This window comes from Nocardia sp. CY41 (assembly GCF_009829325.1).
Lineage (GTDB): Bacteria > Actinomycetota > Actinomycetes > Mycobacteriales > Mycobacteriaceae > Nocardia.
Map to the genome: position 1 here is coordinate 230771 of NZ_VUOS01000006.1, position 17998 is coordinate 248768.

The 17998-nt window shown below is 68.7% G+C and carries 17 protein-coding genes; 9 read left to right on the plus strand and 8 right to left on the minus strand.

Annotated elements, in window-relative coordinates; all coding sequences use genetic code 11:
- Positions 1-38: 38 nt before the first annotated feature.
- The 3 genes from GVY64_RS07825 to pruA all read right to left on the minus strand — a co-directional run bounded on the left by GVY64_RS07825 (position 39) and on the right by pruA (position 4341).
- Positions 39-1481 carry an amino acid permease gene (locus GVY64_RS07825; protein WP_159839907.1) on the minus strand — a complete coding sequence of 481 codons (1443 nt, stop codon included), beginning with the start codon at positions 1479-1481 and terminating at the stop codon, positions 39-41.
- 263 nt (positions 1482-1744) lie between these two features.
- Positions 1745-2704, minus strand: coding sequence for a proline dehydrogenase family protein (locus GVY64_RS07830; RefSeq protein ID WP_159839908.1), 960 nt, complete (start codon positions 2702-2704; stop codon positions 1745-1747).
- Entirely contained in the window at positions 2704-4341 is a 1638-nt protein-coding gene (gene pruA / locus GVY64_RS07835) for an L-glutamate gamma-semialdehyde dehydrogenase (RefSeq protein WP_159839909.1), read from the minus strand. Before pruA ends, GVY64_RS07830 begins: the two co-directional genes overlap by 1 nt.
- A gap of 125 nt (positions 4342-4466) precedes the next feature.
- On the opposite strand from pruA, the gene GVY64_RS07840 reads away from it, so the two are divergent.
- Positions 4467-5720, plus strand: a complete 1254-nt coding sequence (locus tag GVY64_RS07840) for a PucR family transcriptional regulator (protein WP_328820887.1) — start codon at positions 4467-4469, stop codon at positions 5718-5720.
- A 234-nt stretch (positions 5721-5954) separates the two neighbouring features.
- Here GVY64_RS07840 and GVY64_RS07845 read toward each other — a convergent pair whose 3' ends face one another.
- Entirely contained in the window at positions 5955-7004 is a 1050-nt protein-coding gene (locus GVY64_RS07845) for a saccharopine dehydrogenase NADP-binding domain-containing protein (protein WP_159839911.1), read from the minus strand.
- 130 nt (positions 7005-7134) lie between these two features.
- On the opposite strand from GVY64_RS07845, the gene GVY64_RS07850 reads away from it, so the two are divergent.
- On the plus strand, positions 7135-8082 hold the full coding sequence (locus tag GVY64_RS07850) for an AraC family transcriptional regulator (RefSeq protein WP_159839912.1): 948 nt from the start codon (positions 7135-7137) through the stop codon (positions 8080-8082).
- 306 nt (positions 8083-8388) lie between these two features.
- Positions 8389-10392 carry a serine/threonine-protein kinase gene (locus tag GVY64_RS07855; protein WP_159839913.1) on the plus strand — a complete coding sequence of 668 codons (2004 nt, stop codon included), beginning with the start codon at positions 8389-8391 and terminating at the stop codon, positions 10390-10392.
- 146 nt (positions 10393-10538) lie between these two features.
- On the opposite strand, the gene GVY64_RS07860 is transcribed toward GVY64_RS07855, so the two are convergent.
- Entirely contained in the window at positions 10539-12950 is a 2412-nt protein-coding gene (locus GVY64_RS07860) for a hypothetical protein (RefSeq protein ID WP_159839914.1), read from the minus strand.
- Complete coding sequence (locus tag GVY64_RS07865) at positions 12951-13454, minus strand: hypothetical protein (RefSeq protein WP_159839915.1); 504 nt, start codon at positions 13452-13454, stop codon at positions 12951-12953.
- 259 nt (positions 13455-13713) lie between these two features.
- On the opposite strand from GVY64_RS07865, the gene GVY64_RS07870 reads away from it, so the two are divergent.
- The 5 genes from GVY64_RS07870 (at position 13714) to GVY64_RS07885 (ending at position 16381) form a co-directional block, all read left to right on the plus strand.
- Positions 13714-14160, plus strand: a complete 447-nt coding sequence (locus tag GVY64_RS07870) for an ester cyclase (RefSeq protein ID WP_201297934.1) — start codon at positions 13714-13716, stop codon at positions 14158-14160.
- A gap of 1 nt (position 14161) precedes the next feature.
- Complete coding sequence (locus GVY64_RS07875; protein WP_159839916.1) at positions 14162-14638, plus strand: DUF3237 domain-containing protein; 477 nt, start codon at positions 14162-14164, stop codon at positions 14636-14638.
- 89 nt (positions 14639-14727) lie between these two features.
- Positions 14728-15393 (plus strand): MerR family transcriptional regulator, encoded by a 666-nt coding sequence (locus GVY64_RS07880; RefSeq protein ID WP_201297935.1) that lies wholly within the window; start codon positions 14728-14730, stop codon positions 15391-15393.
- Positions 15378-15527, plus strand: coding sequence for a hypothetical protein (locus GVY64_RS37195; protein ID WP_201297936.1), 150 nt, complete (start codon positions 15378-15380; stop codon positions 15525-15527). The genes GVY64_RS07880 and GVY64_RS37195 overlap by 16 nt, the downstream gene beginning before the upstream one ends.
- Complete coding sequence (locus GVY64_RS07885; protein ID WP_236566686.1) at positions 15524-16381, plus strand: hypothetical protein; 858 nt, start codon at positions 15524-15526, stop codon at positions 16379-16381. The genes GVY64_RS37195 and GVY64_RS07885 overlap by 4 nt, the downstream gene beginning before the upstream one ends.
- Positions 16382-16413: 32 nt before the next feature.
- Here the strand turns inward: GVY64_RS07885 and GVY64_RS07890 are convergent, their stop codons facing one another.
- A complete protein-coding gene (locus tag GVY64_RS07890; protein ID WP_159839918.1) occupies positions 16414-16944 on the minus strand; it encodes a class IV adenylate cyclase in 531 nt (176 codons plus the stop codon).
- A gap of 148 nt (positions 16945-17092) precedes the next feature.
- A complete protein-coding gene (locus GVY64_RS07895) occupies positions 17093-17497 on the minus strand; it encodes a helix-turn-helix domain-containing protein (protein ID WP_159839919.1) in 405 nt (134 codons plus the stop codon).
- A 306-nt stretch (positions 17498-17803) separates the two neighbouring features.
- Between GVY64_RS07895 and GVY64_RS07900 the strand changes: the two genes are divergently transcribed.
- Positions 17804-17956, plus strand: coding sequence for a hypothetical protein (locus GVY64_RS07900; RefSeq protein ID WP_159839920.1), 153 nt, complete (start codon positions 17804-17806; stop codon positions 17954-17956).
- Positions 17957-17998: the final 42 nt, after the last annotated feature.

Below are 17998 nucleotides of genomic sequence, written 5' to 3' on the forward strand. Positions count from 1 at the left end.
ATGGATACCGCGTGCGAACCTGTCCAGTGGATCGGCGTTCAGGAGGACGCGGGGCCCTCGGCCGTGGCGCGGCGGCCGCGCTCGAGCTCGGAATGGGTGCGCGAGTAGCCGAAGTAGACGAGCAGACCGGCCACCAGCCAGATCACGAAACGCGCCCACGTCTCCCAGGGCAGCGACCAGATCAGGTACAGCGAGAACCCGATGCCGATCAGTGGCACGACCGGCATGAACGGCAGGCGGAACTCGCGCGGCTCGTCGGGACGGGTGCGCCGCAGCACGATCACGGCCACGGACACCACGATGAACGCCATCAGGATGCCGATATTGGTCAGCTCGGCGACCACGGTGATGTCCAGCAACCCGGCCATCAGCGCCGAGCCGATGCCGACGATCCAGGTCACCCGGGTGGGCACCTTGCGGACCGGATGGGTCTTGGCGAACCACGCGGGCAACAGCCCGTCGCGGCTCATGGCGAACCAGACCCTGGTGACGCCGAGCATGAAGGTGAGCACCACGGTGACGATGCCGACGATGGCGCCGACCGCGATGATGTTCGCTACGCCCGGCTGCCCGACCGACTCGAAGGCGGTGGAGAACCCGCTGGTCGGACTGATCTCGGTGTACTTCTGCATGCCGGTCAGCACCAGGGTGGCCAGCACGTAGAGCACCATGGCGATGGCCAGCGAATAGATGATCGCCTTCGGCAGGTGCTTCTTGCCCTCGGTGGACTCCTCGGCGGCGGTGCTCATCGCGTCGTAGCCGAACACGGCGAAGAAGACGGTGGCCGCGCCCGTCCACACCGCGCCCGTGCCGAACGGGAAGTACGGGGTGTAGTTCGCGCTGTCGATGTGGAACACGCCGAGCACGATGATCAGCACGACCAGCGCTACCTTGATACCGACCGCGACGGTCTCGAACCGGCCGACGCTGCGGATGCCGCGCGAGAGCAACCACGCCGTGCCGAGGCAGAACAGCATGGCGAACACGTCGACGACGTGCCCCTCGCCGGTGCCCGCCGCGCCCAGCATCCAGTCCGGGAGCGTGATGTCGACCTGTTCCAGCAGGAACTTGAAGTACCCGGAGACCCCGATGGCCACCACCGCCGCGACCGCGACGTACTCCAGCAGCAGATCCCAGCCGATGAACCAGCCCGCGATCTCGCCGAGCGACACGTAACCGTAGGTGTAGGCGGACCCGGCCTTGGGCACCATCCCGGCGAACTCGGCGTAGCACAGCGCGGCCGCGGCGCTGGCCACGCCCGCGATGAGGAACGAGATCAACACCGAAGGACCGGTGACCGAGTGCGCCACCGCGCCGGCGAGGGTGAAGATGCCCGCGCCGATGATCCCGCCGACGCCGATCGCGGTGAGCTGCCACAATCCGAGCGACCGCGACAGTTGCTCGTCGGCCGCGGCTTCGTCCTCGACCTCGCCGAGCGGCTTGCGGCGCGTCATCTGGGCGCGTAGGTGCGCGAGAGACATGCGACTCCTGTGTTTGTTTTCCAGCGCCTGCGCCGCGAACGGCGGATGCTCGGTCTCGCTTCGCTCGAAACCGTATGTTCCGCCAGTATGGTCGCGTGGCATCGCAAGTTGCGGCGAAAGCGTGCCAGTGCTGGTGATCCGGTTCAGGTGTGCGACCCCCGGCCGAAAGTCCGCCTCCGGCGGCCGACCGCTGGAAGCACGGCCACGTCACCGGCGTCTGTGGTCACTTCGCGACTGGATCCGGTTTCCGGACCGGGCAGCGCTCAGCGGTCGCGGCCGAAGGAGCGCAGGAAGAAGGCGATGTTGGCCGGGCGCTCGGCCAACCTGCGCATGAAATACCCGTACCACTGGTCTCCGTAGGGCACGTAGACCCGCAGCGCGTGGCCCGCTCCGGCGAGGCGCCGCTGTTCGGCGTCGCGGATGCCGTGCAGCATCTGGAACTCGAAATCGCCGGATTTGCGGCCGCTTTCCCACACGTGGCGCAGCGCCGCATCGATCAGCGCGGGGTCGTGCGTGGCGATCATCGGGTAGCCCTTGCCCTCCATCAACACCCGCAGGCAGCGCAGATAGGACTCGTCCACCGCGGAGCGGCTCTGGTAGGCCACCGACGCGGGTTCGCGATAGGCGCCCTTGCACAACCGGATCCGTGATCCGGGTCCTGCGAAAGTCCGGCAGTCCTCCTCGGTGCGCTTCAGATAAGCCTGCAGGACAGTGCCCAGCCACGGGAAGTCCATCCGCAGCTCGCGCACGATCGACAGCGTCGAGTCGGTGGTCGTGTGGTTCTCGGCGTCCACGGTCACCCAGATCCCGGCCGCCTTCGCCGCCGTGCAGATCTCGTAGGCGTGTTCGCGGGCGATGGCGTACCCGTTCTGCGGAAGCGACTGGCCCAGGGCGGAGAGCTTGAGCGACACTTCCAGCCGCGGCACCGAGGTCTCGTCCGCGGCGCCCAGCTCGGCCAGCGCCGACAGCAACCGCAAATAGTGCGCCACGGTTCCGCGGGCATGGTCGAGATCGGTGGTGTCCTCGCCGAGGTAGTCGATGGTCACGCAGCGGCCGGAGCCGAGCAATGCCGAGGCCGTGGCGACCGCGTCGCTCTCGGTCTCACCCGCGACGAACCGGTCGACCAGCTTCTTCGTGGTGGCGGCGCGGGTGATCGCGCGCTCCACGCGTGGGGAACGGGAGGCCGCCAGCAGGGCGGGCCGCAGCAGTCCGGAGAAGGCCATCACAACTCCTGGTGCGGGTAGCGGTGGTCGGTCGCGGGAACGAACGTTTCCTTGATCGTGCGAGCGGAGGTCCAGCGCAGCAGGTTCTGTGCCGAGCCTGCCTTGTCGTTGGTGCCCGACGCGCGCGACCCGCCGAACGGCTGCTGGCCGACGACCGCGCCGGTGGGTTTGTCGTTGACGTAGAGGTTGCCCGCCGCGAAGCGCAACCGTTCGAGGGCTGTGCCGATCGCCGCGCGGTCCCGGGCGATGACCGCACCGGTCAAGCCGTAGGGCGAGCCCCGGTCGATGAGGTCGAGTGTGGATTCGAACGAGCCGCGGGCGGAATCGTCGTAGACGTGCACGGCCAGGATCGGTCCGAAGTACTCGGTGCGGAATGCCTCGTCGCCCGGGTCGTCGCCGAGCAGGACGGTGGGCTCGACGAAGTAGCCGACGCTGTCGTCGGCGTGACCACCCGTGGCGATGGTCAAGCCGGGGGTGGCCTTGGCGCGCGTGAGTGCGTCCGCGTTCTTCGCGAACGCCCGCCGATCGATGAGGGCTCCGCCGAAGTGCCCGAAGTCGGCGACGTCGCCGTAGCTGAGCGCGGCCACCCGGTCGATGAACTCGCGGCCCATCCGGTTCCAGACCGATCGGGGGAGGAATGCGCGCGAGGCGGCGGAGCACTTCTGGCCTTGATAGTCGAACGCGCCGCGGATCAGGGCCGTGCTCAGCACCTCGGGATCGGCGGAGCTGTGCGCCACGACGAAGTCCTTGCCCCCGGTCTCGCCGACCAGGCGCGGGTAGGCGTCGTAGTGGTCGAGGTTCGCCGCGACGCTGCGCCAGAGGTGCCGGAAGGTCGCGGTGGAGCCGGTGAAGTGAATGCCCGCGAGCCGGTGATCGGCCAGCGCCACCTGCGAGGCCTCGGGGCCCGCGCCGTGCACCATGTTGATCACGCCGGGCGGCAGCCCCGCCGCCTCCAGCAGTCGCATCGTCCAGTACGCTGCCACCGACTGGGTGACGGCCGGTTTCCACACGACGGTGTTGCCCATCAGCGCGGGCGCGGTGGGCAGGTTGCCCGCGATGGCGGAGAAGTTGAACGGCGTGATCGCGTAGACGAACCCTTCGAGCGGACGGTAGTCCATCCGATTCCACACCCCGGGGGCCGAGAGCGGCTGGTCGGCGAGGATCCGGCGCGCGAAGTGCACATTGAACCGCCAGAAGTCCACCAGCTCGCACGGGGTGTCGATCTCGGCCTGGTAGGCGGTCTTGGACTGACCCAACATCGTTGCGGCCGCGATGGTTTCGCGCCAAGGACCGGCCAGCAGGTCGGCCGCGCGCAAGAAGACCGCGGCGCGCTCGGCGAAGGGCAGCGCCCGCCAGCCCGGCGCCGCGGCGGTCGCCGCCGCGACGGCGTCGTGAACCTCGCCCGGTCCGGCCGTGGTGAGCGTGCCCAGCACGGCGGCGTGCCGGTGCGGCTGCACCACCGCGATGCGCTCGCCGCAGCCGTGGCGGTGCGCACCGCCGATGACGTGAGTGACCTCGGTCGGTGTCGCGGCCAGCTCGGCCAGCTTCACCCGTAGGCGCTCGCGTTCCGCCGTGCCCGGCGCGAAGCTGCCCACCGGTTCGTTGACCGGTGGGGGCGGCGACACGACGGCATCCATGAGACCTCCTGCGGCTGGATGATTTTTCGGTAGATGGAAGTCAACACCGGAAAACTGCCCGGAGAATGGGTCGATCGGACAAAGATGGGGCAAGTGCGTTGTCGACTTGGCCGAAGGACGGGACCGTGGGCGGGGATGCTGATCAGGGCGCCGCGGAGATCGACCTGTTCGCGTTGGCACAGATGATCGCGGACGACGCGCGCGGGATGGTGTCGATCGAGGACTCGCAGTCGCATGTGCTCGCGTACTCGGCGTCCGACGAGAACGCCGACGAGTTGCGCGTGCGCTCGATTCTGGGCCGGGAGGGCCCGCGCGAGTATCTGAGTCTGCTGCGGCAGTGGGGCGTGTTCGATCGGCTGCGTAACACCGATGAGGTCGTCGACGTGCCCGCGCACGACGAGCTGAACATCAAGCGCAGGTTGGTGATCGGCGTCCGTCGTCCCGCGGACCTGCAGGCGCGCGGCCCACAGATGCTCGGCGCGATCTGGCTGCAGCAGAGCGATCGGCCGTTCGCCCCGGACGCCGCCGAGATCCTGCGCGGCGCGGCGGCCATCGCGGCACGCCTGATCTCCCGCAACCTCGACGCGCCCACAACCGAGGCGCTGCTGATCCGGCGGCTGTTCGGCGCGGGCGGATCGGCGATCGACGCGGCGGCGGTCGCCGACGCGCTGCGCCTACCGTCGACCGGTCCGGCGGCGGTGATCGGGTTCGCGCTCGTGGCGGGCGAGCGGGCGGCGGGCGCCGAGGCGGCCGCCATAGGCGGCGTTCTGCGATTGCGGGCCGGAGCTTTTCGCGGTGACTCCGTGACCACCACGATCGGTGACCGCGTCTATGTGCTGCTGCCCGGTTACCGCTCCCCGCAGGCGGTGACGGCGTGGACGCGCCAGCTGATCGACCAGTTCGAGGCCCAGCGCTCGCTGTCGCTGCGGGCGGCGATCGCCTGTCCGGTACCCGATCTCGGCCGGGTGGCCGATGCGCGCTCGGAAGTCGATCGGGTCCTGGACCGCAGCGGCGCGGCCACGCCCGCGAGCCGGGTGACCACCCTGGCCGAGGCGCGGACCGCGGTGCTGCTGGGTGAGGTGCTCGATCTCGTCGGATCGCGGCCGGAACTGCGCGATCCGCGGCTGCGCGCGCTGTTCGACTACGATCGCAAGCATTCCGCGAGTCTGCGCGACAGCGTCGAGACCTATCTGCGCGAACACGGCGACGTGCGCGCCGCCGCCGCGGCACTGTGCGTGCATCCGAATACGCTGCGCTATCGCCTTCGCCGCGTCGAGGACGTCCTCGGCATGAACCTCGACGACCCCGCCGATCGCCTGCTGCTGGAGATCCAGCTCGCCCTGCACCGGCGCCCGCGGCCACCCGGGTCGGGAGTCTGACGGCGCGCGGCCCGGTCGCGGCTGCTGAACGGGCTTGCCGGCCGTGTCTGCACTCTCGATGACCGAACCGGCCTTTGTCCGCGGCGCGCCGGAGTCGCTGCCGACCACCTGGTAGGCATATGCGGCTCGAGCCCGATCCGGCGCGCCGTCCACCAACACTTACCCCTGTCGTCGCGAGTGCCCGTCTACCGGAAAGGTGGATGATCGCGCATTCCCGGCGTGCGAGGGGGCGCGTCAGGCAGTGGTGTGGTCCATCGATTCCACCGACCATCGGATGCCTCGCGCCGCAAAGGAATCGAGGACATCGGCCGGATCGAACGCTTGGCTGGGCGCGAGCACGCCCGCCGCCGCGCCGTCCGTGGCGAGCCGGATCGCCGCGTCTGCGGCGGCGGTCGCCGTGAAGCGGTAGGTGTCGGTGCCCTCGGCGTACGCGCGGGCACCGCCACCGGGGCCGGTGACCTCCGCCAGCACCAGGAACCGGCCCGGATTGCCGGGATCGTCCTCGGGGAACTCGGGCAGCGACTCGGCGAACTCCGGCGTGAGGCCGGCGAACAACGCGGCCACCTCGGCCTCGGCGACGGCTTCGATGTGGTCGGCCGGAACATGCCGGGGAATGGTGAGTACTTCGGTCAGCGCGAACTTGACCACTCGCACGGGCTGCGGCACCCCGGGGAAGGTGATCTCGGTCGTCCGCGCCGGGACGTCGGTTCGCCATGTGCCGCCGGTGAAGACGACGCCGCCGGAGGCGAATACGTCGGCATTGGCGATTGCCGTGCGTCCGCTGCCCCGCGATATCACGGCCCCGCCGGTGTGCCGGTGCGCGAGCGTCACCTGCCGGGGCTGCTCGACCCGGGCCGCCGCCAACGAGCCGACCAGGTCGCCCAGAAATCCTCCGTCGTTGACCATCGGCACGACGGTGACGCCCGCCTGCCGAGCGGGCTCGGCGTAGACGTCGAAGAGCCGCTCGACGTGGCCCTGCTCCCCGCTGGTGTCGACGTAGTGCGTGCCCGCGGCGATCGCCGCGCGCACCACCGGCTCACCGAACTCGAGGAACGGCGCCACCGCGCTGATCACGACCTCGATGTCACCGAACGCGTCCGCGAGCGCGGCCTCGTCGAGCCCGGCGACGCGGACGGTGGCGTCGGGGAGACCGGTCTCGGCCGCGGCCGCTCGCAGCCGGTCGGCGTTCCGGCCGATCAGGACCGGCGCCACCCCGCGGCGGCGAAGTTCGGCGACGACGAGTTTTCCGGTGTGCCCGCTGGCGCCGTAGACGGCGATTGTCATTTCGGTTCCTTGTCTTTCGGCTGGTTCACTACGAATGACCGTACGGACACCGCGAAATACGAACAATGTCGTGGAATCCTCGATTCATGTCCGATCGTCTAAGCCTGGTGCGATGCGCTAGCGTGGCGGGATGGACGTGCTCAGTGACGTGATCGCGGCGATGCGAACCGGTCGTCCGCATTCGAACCTGATGCGCAGACGAGCGCCGTGGTCCTCCTGGTTCGAATCCGCGAGCGGCGCGGGTTTCCATGTGCTGCTGCAAGGTTCGTGCTGGCTGTTGCGGCCTGCGGCGGAGCCGATCGCGCTCGGTGTCGGCGACGTGGTGTTCCTGCGCCCGGGCGCGGCCGAGCACGGTTTGGCGGACTCGCCGCAGACCTCGGTCCCGCCGTCGGCGCGGACGACGCTCGCCGACCCGGATACGGGCGTGCGGGACGCGGAGGTCGTGATGCTGTGCGGCGCCTACCTGATGGACCGGTCGATGCCCCACCCGCTGCTCACCGAGCTGCCGGAGGTGGTGCACCTGCCGGCTCGGCTCGGCCGGTACCCGCACCTGCGGGCCGCGACCGAGCTGCTGGGCGCCGAGCTGGAACGGCCGGGGCACGGCACCGACGTGGTCGTGACCGGCTTACTGGACACGCTGCTGCTGTACATCCTGCGTGCCTGGTACGACGAACAGGCACACTGCGGGCGGCCCGGCTGGGCGGCAGCGCTGGCCGACCCGTCGATCTCCGTCGCGCTGCGCGACATGCACGACGATCCGGCGCATCCCTGGACGGTCGGGGAGCTGGCCGGGTGCGCCGGACTGTCCAGGGCCGCGTTCGCCAAGCGATTCGCCCAGCTCGTCGGCCGTTCGCCGCTGGCGTACCTGACCTGGTGGCGGATGACCACGGCGGCCAAGGCGCTGCGGGACACCGACGAACCGCTCGCCGTGATCGCCGGCCGCGCGGGTTACACCTCCGAGTTCGCCTTCGCGAAAGCGTTCAAGCGCGAGTTCGCCGCCGCGCCGGGCGCGTATCGTCGGAGCAGCCGAAACCGCACTGCGACAGACCTTTTCGTCGCCACTGCGGATCGGAACTGATCGGACACGGTGGCTTCGGGCGCCGACTATCGCGATACGGCTCGCAGGCCGGTGTTCAGCATCCATGCCGCGATCTGGGCTGTGGTGGTCGCGACTGTCGCCTGACACCGCGGCTCCGACCGGGCCGCCAGGCCAGGGACCTGCGCCGACGCGAATCGGCGGTTGACCGGCCCGCTGCGTGATACGCCTGCCGAAGGGATCGGCCGCGGCCTACAGTTGAGCGCAGGAACCCGGGTCACGGCCCCGGGAAGGCGTTCGGCTCGGTCCGCGCCGGACACCCTCCGGGTCCCCGTCACGGAGGACGAGATGACGACGCGACGTCAGACGCTCGAGGTGGGGTCGCGATTCGGGCCGTATCGCCTGGATCGCCTGATCGGTCGTGGCGGCATGGGGGAAGTGTTCGAGGCCTACGACACCGTCAAGGACCGCACCATCGCCCTGAAGGTGCTGCCCGAGCGGCTGCACGACGACCCGGTGTTCCGGGAACGGTTCCGGCGCGAATCGCATGTCGCGGCGCGTTTGCAGGAACCGCACATCATCCCGATCCACGACTACGGCGAGATCGACGGCCGGCTCTTCATCGATATGCGCCTCGTCGGTGGCGACAGCCTGCGCGCGCTGCTGACCGCGCGGGCGCCGCTGGAGCCGGAGCGGGCGGTCGCGATCGTCCGGCAGGTCGCCGCGGCACTGGACGCCGCACACGCCGACGGGTTGGTGCACCGCGACATCAAGCCGGACAACATCCTGCTCACCCCGGACGGCTTCGCCTACCTGGTGGACTTCGGGATCGCGCAGTCGGCCACGGGGGAAAGCCTCACCAGCACCGGTTCGGCGATCGGATCGTTTCACTACATGGCGCCGGAGCGGTTCCACTCCCACGCCGTGACCCCCGCCGCCGACGTCTATGCCCTGACCTGCGTGCTGTACGAATGCCTCACCGGATCGCGGCCGTTCCCGAAGGACACCGAAGCGCAGATCATCTCCGCGCACCTGTTCGAGCCGCCGCCGCGCCCGCACGAGTGCCGTCCCGGACTGCCCGCCCGATTGGACGAGGTGATCGCGCGCGGCATGGCCAAGGACCCGCAGGCCCGGTATGCCACGGCAGGAGAGCTCGGCGCGGCCGCGCAGGCGGCGGTCGCCTCGAGCCGCTCGCCGGAGACGCCGACGGAACCGGAGGACAAAGGTCCGCCGACCACTGGGGGTCCGCCACCGGACCGATCGGGTGCGACGGCCGGGCCGGGCCGCCGGGACGGCGGACGACCCCGCCGCCGCCGGGTGCTCCGTGTGCTCGCCTTGCTGGGCGTGGTCCTTCTGGCCGCCGCGCTCGGCTTGCTCGGCTGGGAGTCCACCCGGCCCACCACCGGCGCCGCGGTTCCCGACGCGAGCGCTCCGCACGGCCCGGACATCGACCTGCTGTCTCTGGTGGGCCCCTCTGGTTACAAACGCGCCAACTGTGTGCACGAGAATCCCGCTGCACCGACCGTGGCCGTGGTGTTCTGCGCCGCGAATCCGGCCGCGAGCGATCCCGCCGCGCGGTTCCTGCGGTTTCGCACCGTCGACCAGTTGCGCGGCTACATCTCCTCCTTGCTGACCGGCCTGCAAGGACGGAATTGCCCCGGAGATCCGCCGGGGCAGGACGGACCGATGTTGCGCGACGGCGCGGAAGTCGGCCGCAAATCGTGTTTCCTGAGCAAGGCGGACGATCCCGCCGCGCCGCGCCCGGCGCTGCTGGTGACGGACGAGCAGGCGTTGGCCGCCGCGGTGTACCTCTGGGATCCGGCCGACCAGCCGTACCGCGATTATGTGGCCGCGCGCAACGGTTTCGGATTCCGTACTCCCGAGACGGCTCGGGATCCGGACTCTTTCACCCCGGCGGATCGCGCGGTGCTGAACCACCTGGCCGGTGATTTCGGTCCGGCCAATTGCCGCCATGCCGACCCCCCGCCCGGTCCGGTGGACGCGGTGCTGGCCTGCGGCACGAAGGCCGGATTTCCGGCTGCGGAGTTCTTCGGCTTCCCGGACCAGGAGTCGGCGATGTACCTGTACGAGGCGAACCGCGGACAGTTCTCGGGGCATGTGTGCGGCAGCGGCGACCCGGGCGACGACGCCTGGCGACAGAACGGCAACGTCCTCGGCCGCTTCTTCTGCTACCCGAACACCGATCCCGCGCTGGGACCGAGCTGCCTGTTCGTGGTCCACCAGAAGTTCGCGATCGCCGGGCATTTCTGCACGCTGCGCGCCGATCACCCGGACCAGGGACCGAAGAGCGAAGCCGACCTGACGGCGTGGTTCCGCCAGTACTTCGGCTAGCACGAAGATTCCGCTGCCCGGCGCGTCCGTCAGCGCGAGTCGGCTCGTCGTCAGTGGGAACTCCTGAGCGGCTCAGCGCCTTTCGGCCTCCGCGGCACGCCTACGATCCGTGACTACCTTGCCGACGAGTGGCAGATGAAATGTCTCTATCGGTCGCGTGCGGCGTCGGCCTCGGTCTCCTTCGGGATCGTCCGCCACATCGGCGCCGGACGCGCGCCCTGCCGGTGCAATTCCAGCAGGCGCGGCCGGGCACGGTCCCAGAACAGACGGATGATCCTGCCTTGCGCCTCGGCTGCTCCGATCACCGGCCGGGTCGATTCGGCGCTCGTTACCAGCAGCTCACTCAGCCGTCGTTTCCGCACGTCCGAGGGCGGATGGGAACCGAGTTGACGAGCCTCTTCCGCGCCGGTCTCCAGCAGCGACAACGCGCGATCCATCACGTCCAGGACATCGAAGTACAAGCCGATGCCCAGGAAAGCGCCTACCAAGTCGATGTTGTCGACATCACCGAAACCGGCTGTCGCGAGAATGCCCAAACTGATCTCGTCGGCCAGGAGCTCCTGGTGCCAGGAGTGCGTGAGTGACTCGATATCGGGGACCGGCAGCATTTCCGCGCGCGGCGTCGCGTCACGGGCGTGCACCAGGAGGTGTGCGTACGCCCGACCCAGGACGAAACGGAGGAGGAAGTCACGCAGGTCCGCGGCGAAGTCGAGCTGACCACCGGACAATCCGCCGAGCGCATGGCCGACGACGCTGCCGGTCATGGCGTAAACGCTGACGATCTCGGCGAAGCGCGCGGCGAGCATCGGCTCGGCATCCAATCGCTCGGCCGCGGCGGACTCGTCGAAGGTGAAGCTGGTTCTACCGCTCGCATCGGTGCGCCGCTGCGGCAGGGCCGACAGGACTGCTTCACCGAACTTGAATGCGAACAGCGACAACTCGTCTTCGACGAGCATCAGGCAGGTGCCCCGAGCGTCCCAATGACCCGGCACGGGTGCGAGCACCGCGTCGAGCCGACCCGTCCGGAGGTGGCCGACGAGCGGACGGGGGAATTCGGCCACCTCGGCCCGCAACGCACTCTCGGTCCAGCCCAGCACTTCGGAGAACAGGTCGCCCACGTCCCGCGGATCGCGACCCAGGTGCACCGTCGCCGCTCGCGGATCGTCGGCTCGCTCGACGCGGAGGAAGCCTTCCAGTTCGGTTCCCAGAGTGGCTGGCTCGACTCGAGCGCGGGCGCCGAACAGGGCGTCGGTCCGCGCCAGCAGATTCCGGTAGTAGTGCGAGGCGGCTTCGGCAGGGGTTAGCGACCCAGGATCGAGCGGGGGCTCGGGCGTAGGCGTTTCTTTCGGGATGGTTCGCCAGCTACGGGCGGCTCGCACGCCGCGCTGGCGCAGGTCCAGCAGGCGCGGTCGCGTGCGTTCCCACAGCATACGCACGATGTCCGCCTGAACCTCGGCGTTCTTCAGCGCCGCTCGGAACCGTTCGGCCTTCTCCCGCTCGTCCGTGCCATCGACGCGAGCCAGCTGCTCGAGCGACTCCCGCATTCGTCGCCTGCGCAGATAGGACGGTGGGTGCGAGCCCAGCTGGCGGACGTGCTCGTCGCCGGTTTCCAGCAGGGACACCGCTCGATCCATGACATCCAGGGCATCGAAGAACAGGCTGATGCCCAGAAAACTCAACTCGATCGGATATTCGTCGGTGCAGTTGAGCGCCAGGCCCATGCCGATGAAGTCGGCTTCGAGCTCCTGCTTCCACGAGTAGGTCAGCGTACCGACGTCGTCGATCGGCAGGACGCCTCGGCTCGACGCCGTCTTGTGCAGATGGCCGAGCAGGATGTGCCCGTACTCGTGGCCGATCACGAAGTTTTCCAGGGACTGTCCCAACATGTTCGCGAAGTTGAGGTAGCCCGGCGGCAGCATGGGATAGGACTCGGTCCGATCGAACCGGCCGGTCACGGCGTAACCGGTGAGGGCGTCGACGAACCGAGCGAGGACATCCGGATCGGAGTCGATCCGCTCGGTCACGGCGGACACGCCGAGTCGATAGTCGTGCAGATGTCCGTCGTGCACGGGGCCGCGCGGGATCGCCCAGGCGACTGCCGCGCTCAGCTTGTGCCAGAACTTCTCCATCTGGTCCTCGACGAGCACCAGGTAGGCATCCGAACGGCCCGGCGTCAGCGTGCACACCGCGTTGAGCTGCCCGGTTCGCAGCGGACGCACCAACGGGCGCCCGACGACCCGGGGCAAACCGTCCGGGAACATGATCGGTATGGCCGCTTCGATCCTGTCCTGGATTCTGCTCAGCTGCTCGACTGCGATCTCGTCGCGGCCCGCGCGACCGCGCATGAACTGGGCGACCACCCGCTCCGCCTCCGCCCGTATTTCGGGGGTGATCTCGGGGGCCGCGTAGTCACGCAGGATCCGTTCGAGGATTTCCGTAGCGAGGGTTTGGAATTCGGCCAGGCCGGCTCCGGCGAGATCGCCGGGCTCGGGCTCCTCCAGTGCCGCCCGCAGCTGCTCGTAATACCGTTGTGCTGCTTCCTGGGCGTCACCGTGCACCTACGCGCCGCCCTCGGGAGCCGGATCGCCATCAATCGTCTCGACCGCGATGTCCGCCGTCTCGACCGCGATGTCCGCGCCGAACCTTTCGGTCACTGTTCGAGTGACCTCCTGCGCGCTGCCGCCGCTGGAAAGCAACTGCGGCAGGGTCGATACCACTTTGCCGAACATGCCTTCCGGCTCCCTGACCTCCACGGTCACGTTGCCGTCGACGGTGACGATCACGACGGTGCCGTACACGACATCCGGGGTGCGGTAGAACGCTTTCGGAGCGCCCGGTCGCAGGTCGATCACCTGACCGCCCTTGCGCTGCTCCAAGATGTGCAGTACCGCACCGACGGCGGCTGCCGCGCCGATCAGCAGCAGCGTCACGGTAGTGACCGGCTCGATCCCGCGGCGCGGGAACTCCTGCACCTCGACGCCGTGCGCCGCTGCCAGCGCGCGAGCCGACGGCACGTCCCACGGGTCCAGGACGACGGCCTGCGTATGCGACGGCTCGTTCACCGAAATGCCCCCAGCGCGAAGAGAATCGAGTCGAATTATCAGCGTGCCACATCTCGGTGTTCTGCGCGACCTCGCCGCATGTCGAGTTCACCGAGCACTTCTTCGAGCTGATCGCCGGAACTCACGCGTCGGACAGGTACTTCGGCGAGGAGTAGTCGCCGTCTTCGCGGCGTCCGGGCCATAGCTCGTCTCCGAGTCGAACGCTCGACTCGTCCCGGGCACCGTAGACAATAAATACGGTCGAACGTATAGTTACGTTGTGGGTAATGGTTGGATGATGGACCTGGCGACGGAACTCGCGGTGGTCAAAAGCAGGCAGGACGTGGCTGCGGCGTTGCGACTCATGCACGGCGAAATGGTCTTGGAAGCGCCTGCGTTCGGGACGGTGGCGCGCGGGCTGGACGCGAACGAGGTGGCGTTACGAACCTTCTTCGCCTCGTTTCCGGACTACGACGTCCAGCTGGGCGGGCACGCGACCGAGCGGGAGACGCTGGTCTGCTGGGGCGCGGTGCGAATGACCATGACCGGCAACAGATTCGGCGTCGAGCCGAACGGCAGGCGGGCCGAGCTGCCGGTGTTCCTGCGCTTCGCGTTCGCCGACGGGCTGATCGCAGGAGAGTACTTCCATTTCGACCTGTCGGAGCTGTGCGCCCAATCGGGCGTCTCCACCGACGCGGTACGGCTGACGTTGTTCGGAGGGAGATGACATGGACGCACGGGTCACGGACATCGCCGGGATCGACACCAGGCAGCTGTTCGACGTCGTGGTGGATCTGGCGCCGCCGCTGAACATCGGACAGGGCCGGGTGCTGTTCGGTGCGGTAGGCGGATCCTTCGAAGGTCCGAAGCTGCGCGGCGCGGTGCTGCCGGGCGGCGGCGATTGGGCGACGTTCCGGCAGGACGGGAGCATGACGCTCGATGTCCGGCTGACCTTGCGCACCGACGACGACGCCTTGGTGCAGATGACCTACGGCGGACGGTGGATCATACCGGAACCGGTGCGCGACCGGATGGGGAATCCGGCCACGCGACATCTCGTCGATCCCGGGAGCTACTACTTCCGTACCACCCCGGTGTTCGAAACCGGCGCTCGAAACTATCGGTGGCTCAACGATGTCGTATGCGTCGGCTCGGGATATCCGGTCGAGGGCGGCATCGCCTACCGAGTGTTCGAGGTCGTCTGAACCGGGAACCCGCCGCCCACTTCACGCGGATCGCACGGCGGTGCATCGTCGCTTGACATTGTCGCGGCGACAACGTTTTCACTGGTGCCATGCGGATCAGAGAACTCGCCGACGCGGTCGGCATCACCACCCGCGCCGTGCGGCACTACCACCGCATCGGACTGCTGCCGGAACCTCCGCGCCAACCCAACGGCTACCGGCGATACTCGCTGCGCGACGCTGTCGAGCTCGCTCGGATCCGCCGTCTCACCGAGCTGGGATTGAGCTTGGACGAAGTCCGTGACGTCCTGGCCGAGGACGCGGGCAAGGACCTGGTCGAAGTGCTCGTCGAGCTGGACGCGGACCTGGCGCGCCAGGAGGCGTCCATCCGGCAGCGCCGCGCCCGCTTGGCGCAGCTGCTGCGGCAGGCGGAGGAGGGCGGCGGGCTGTCCGCCGACGCGCCGGTCTCCCCGGCTCTCGCCGCGCTGTTCGACGACATGGCCCGCGCCGGTGCCCGGCGTCCCGGGCCGGAGCCGGCGATGGCGGTCAAAGAACGCGAACTGCTGGCGCTGCTGGAGACCAGCGCACCGGTCGGCGACGGCCTGCTCGACGGGATGGTGCGCGCCCTGAGATCCGATCCGGAAGCCATGACGCGCGCGTACGAGACCTTGCCCAGCTCGATGAGCTGTCGGCAGTACCAGAGGACGATCCTCGGGTGGAGGAGGCAGCCCGGGCCGTTGTCGCCGGCATGCCGGACGGGATGCTGGAGGCGCTGAGCGTTCCTGGCGATCAGCAGCTGGAGCCGTCGGGCGGGAATGGTTTCGCGGAAGCGTTCTTAGCGGACTTCGCACCGGCGCAGGCGGCGGCGATACGCCGCGCCATCGAACTGCTGCGGGAGCGGGGACGGTGAAGGGGCTGTCGGCCATGCGCAGGGCCGTGCGGTGGTCGTTCGCGGCGGTGCTGCCCGGCGAATCGGCGGTCGTCGTCTGCCTGATGTCGGGGACATCCATCGCACCGCCCGCACGGTCGGCCGTGGAGCTGTCGGCGTTGGCCGTGTCGGCGGCCGCGGCCACGCTGCTTGTCCTGGATTCTTTCCGGCACCGCCTCGCCGCCCTGACCTGGCGTCGGGCGATCTCGGCTGCCGTCACGGATCTGGTTCCCGCGGTCGTACGCAAGCTCGTCGCGCACGAGTTCGCACTCGTCACCAGCTTTCTGCGCTGGGTGACTCGCCGCGGACCCCACGGTGTGCGAGACGGCGACGTGGCGGTGCCGTACGCCTCCGGGCAGGCGGCCGTCATGTACGGCTTCCTCGTCGTCTGTGTCGTGGAGACAGTGGCTCTCGCCTACGTCATCCCTTGGCGGCTGGTGCACGCGATCGTCCTCGTCGTCGACGTATGGGGCGTCTTCTTCGTCATCGCGTTGCATGCCTCCTGTGTCGTACGCCCGCACGTCATCGGCGCCGACGGCTCGCTGCGGCTGCGTTACGGAGCGCTACTCGACATCCGCATCCCCGCCGAGCGCATCGCATCCGTCCGCGTGCACCGCCGCTACCCCGACACCCGACTGGCGGCCGTGGACAGCGATGCCGCAGCAGATCTCGCCGTAGCCGGTCAGACAACGGTCACCGTGTCACTGACCGAACCGGTCGCCTTCACCCGGCCGTTGGGCAAGCCGGCGCAGGCTCGCACCTTCCGCTACTTCGCCGAAGACCCGGCCTTCGCTGTCGCACAACTCCGCGCCCGCGCCTGGCTCGACAGAACCTGAACCGGCCGCGCGTGGTCCTCGGATAACGGCGCTCAGAACCGTAGCTCGCGAACGGCGTCGAGGTCGATGCCGTGCCGTGCGTAGATCTTGATCGTGTTCTCGCTGGTGAGATCCGCCTCGGTGTAGCCGAGGAGCCCGGCGATCCGGATCACCTCGTCCTTGGTCGCGGCTTCGATTTCCAGGTACGGCGGAATCCGCGGCCAGGTGTCGAGCTCGAGTTGGGCGCCGTCGAGGACGAAACTGACTCGTTCGGTCTCCTGGTAGGACTTCGCGGTGAAGCCCAGCGTCTCGAGCAGAGCATTGGTGGCGGTGAAGTCGGCGACGCCTACCTCCACTTCATGGGTGCCGTCGATGGCGTCGCTGACGATGTGCTTGACGGCGAGCGTGGTCCCGTCCCCGTTGTCCCGCAGCCTGATCCACTTCGACGCATCGCCCGGCGTGACGTCGTAGACATAGCGGCGCATGAACCGCTCACCCACCTTCCGCCCACCCTTGTCCACGATGTGCTGTCCGATGACATCCGGGTCGATGTCGAGAATCTTGGCTTCGTGCTCGATAGGCACTACTGACTCCTGTCCGGGTCCGCTGGGCCGACGATGTCCGGCGCGCCGGATGACGAGCCGCTCACCGAGCCTAGGACGAGCGGACGCCGACGGCCGCCGCTGCCCGGCCCGGTGCGGCATGCGATTCCGGATCCGGACCTCGCTCAGCTCAATCCCGAAGTCGTTGCCTGGAGAGGAGGAACGCAACGAACTCACGAGCGTGCCGGAGGTTTTCGGGGTCCAACTGTCGGAGTTCGTCCTGCAGATCCGACAGGTCGTCGCCCGCGGGTTGTTCGAGCGACGATTCGGGGTCTGCGGTGTCGACGAAGTAAGCGGCGGGCACCTCGAGGGCCGCTGCGATCGCGCGCACAGCGGCCAGCGATGGGTTCTTACGACGGCCGTCCAGAAGCTGATACAGATACGGCTCCGACACGGGAGCGCCTGCCGCTCTCGTGCGTCGCGACAGTTCCTTCACGGTGATCCGCGCCTCGGGGTCGGTGGCCGACTGATCGAGGAGCACTCTCAGTCGCTCGGCGAAACCGGTTCTCTCTGTTGGATGTTCGTTGACCGGCATGTCATGTCCATTCTTGCGCAGGGCCTGTGATTCCCGAGACGTGGGCGCATCGGTCGGAGTTCGACAGCGGAAGTGTTCGCCGCGGGTCGAATCCTAGGCGAGCGTGCTCAGGGGTACCCGATTCGATATCCGGTCCTGCAACGTCGGGGGTTCCCAATCGGCGCTCTATGCTATAGCATATGAAAGGTCATGCTATCGAATAGCAGCGGGGGCGGCAGAAGATCTGCAGCATGACGTAGCCAATGCCCACTCACGGACCCGTGCCGTGTGTCACCGCTGCGGTAGATGCAAGAGGGGGGTGAAAACATGCCCGCACACAACAACCTCAGCCGCCTGTCCGCCGATGTCGATCTTCTCGACGAGCTCCAGGTGGAGACCCTGACCAGCGACGCCGCGCCGCACGGCAGCCAGCCGGTCGCCTCGGTCGATGGAAACACCGGTGGCGGCTGCAGCTCGTAAGAGCAGCCGAATCGAAGCCCGGTCCCGCTCGTGAAGCGGGAC